The organism is Paenibacillus caui, from assembly GCF_019904135.1.
In the GTDB taxonomy this organism is placed as follows: domain Bacteria; phylum Bacillota; class Bacilli; order Paenibacillales; family Paenibacillaceae; genus Fontibacillus; species Fontibacillus caui.
Genome location: NZ_JAIOGQ010000075.1, coordinates 1 through 1,603, shown reverse-complemented (window position 1 = coordinate 1,603; position 1,603 = coordinate 1). Strand labels below are relative to the sequence as shown.

Sequence of the window (1,603 nt, the reverse complement as noted above, 5' to 3'; positions counted from 1 at the left end):
CTGGACAGTGAAAAGTTCTAAGGGTTAAGAAGCCAGAGAATCGCTGTCAAAATCAAGCTGCTCTTGCTTGGAGCGGATTATTCTCGTTATGGATAGATGCGGGTTGCGAGCAAACAGGTGAAAAATAGATTTGCGCAGATACGTCATGACAGTAGCCTCGGAGACGATGGCTTTCGACGGCGTTCTCAGGTAGCGAAAGAACAAAGCTGGAACCCGGGAAGAGTACTGCACCGCAATGAGTTGCAAGAGACCCATGGCGATACAACTACACATCACATAGCCCTCAATGGCCTTGACCGTCAAGCGAATATCCTTTTGCTCTTTTTCGTTCACAACCTGCTCCAGGGGATGGACTTCCCCTTTCTTCATGTACCGCTTCAGCTTCGGCATGGACTTGCTCCAGAAATGGTAGCTGAACCCGCCGATGGCCTGTTTCATTTCCCGGAAGGTACATTCGATCTTAAAGCGGTACCCGTACAACCGGATGATGTCGATCGGCTCCAGGGTCAGGTCGGTGCTCACCAAGACGGCGCATTGCCCGCCCAGCTTCACCAGTACAAAACGCAGCTCCTGATAGAGACCTTGCCCCCACAGCAAATTCAGGCACAGGTACTCCACCGTTTCTTCCTTGCCGTACATCATCACCGTGGCGGATTCAAACGCGGCGGCGCGGCTTTGAAACAGTGTCATTAGCTTGATCTGGGCCCCCTTCTTTCGGGGACGGCCTCTGCCTGCTGCTTGGACGCACGGGCGTTCATACGCGACCGCGTTGGACTTGGCCTTCGTCACGATATGCATACGGGCGGTTCCCGACTGATTCCAATGGTTCAACCGCTTGAGCGCCGGAACGGTGAGGAAGTAGCGATCCAGCAGGAAGAGCGCTTTCCCGAACGCTTTGGCGGCGGCATAGCCCTGATCGATCATCTGCACCACATGGGACTCCTGGCGCTCGGGTTGGTCTGCCCAACCGAAGATGGCTTTCACCCCATCCTGAAGACTCAGGAACAGCGGCAGGCAGAACCACTTCTGAGGCGTTCCCATCAAAATGCCGATGGCACCGAATAAATGCCCGAAGATATAGTCGGCCTTGGAGGAATTCTCGGATTCCTGGTGGAGTTTCTTGACGCCGGGCATCCGGCTGGCTTCTTTGCCCTGTTTGACGCCATCGCCGACAAGCACCACCATCCCGTTGATGTAAAACAGCGGAGCCCTACGCTGAACAACCTGAAGCCAGACCACCCGGAGCGTGTCCAGCGACCAGGCGGAGGAACGAAAGAAATGGATCAGGGTTTCGTAGCACCGGGGATGCAAAGCCAGATCCCGAATGATAGAGGTGACGCCCAAATGATCGGAGCGCAGCATCAAGCCTGTAATAATGATAACGAACCAATGATAGGCTGCTTGTCTGGAGAAGCAAGGACGGAACTGGAGTAAGATGGAATCGATCGTTTTGAGCATGGGTCTGGTCAATCGTCTTGAAATCGGGTACACTACTTGCTATAACCCTTTCTGCGATTGGATCTCCTTTCTGTGTGGAAACTAAAGGATACCATACAATCGCTTGAGAGGGTTATATTTTTATTGAGAACTTTTCACTGTCCAG

1 protein-coding gene is annotated in these 1,603 nt (G+C 53.2%); it reads right to left on the bottom strand.

Annotated elements, in window-relative coordinates:
* Nucleotides 1-24: 24 nt before the first annotated feature.
* Nucleotides 25-1,491 carry a transposase gene (locus K7397_RS21145; protein ID WP_337926772.1) on the bottom strand — a complete coding sequence of 489 codons (1,467 nt, stop codon included), beginning with the start codon at nt 1,489-1,491 and terminating at the stop codon, nt 25-27.
* Between the last annotated feature and the right edge of the window lie 112 nt (nt 1,492-1,603).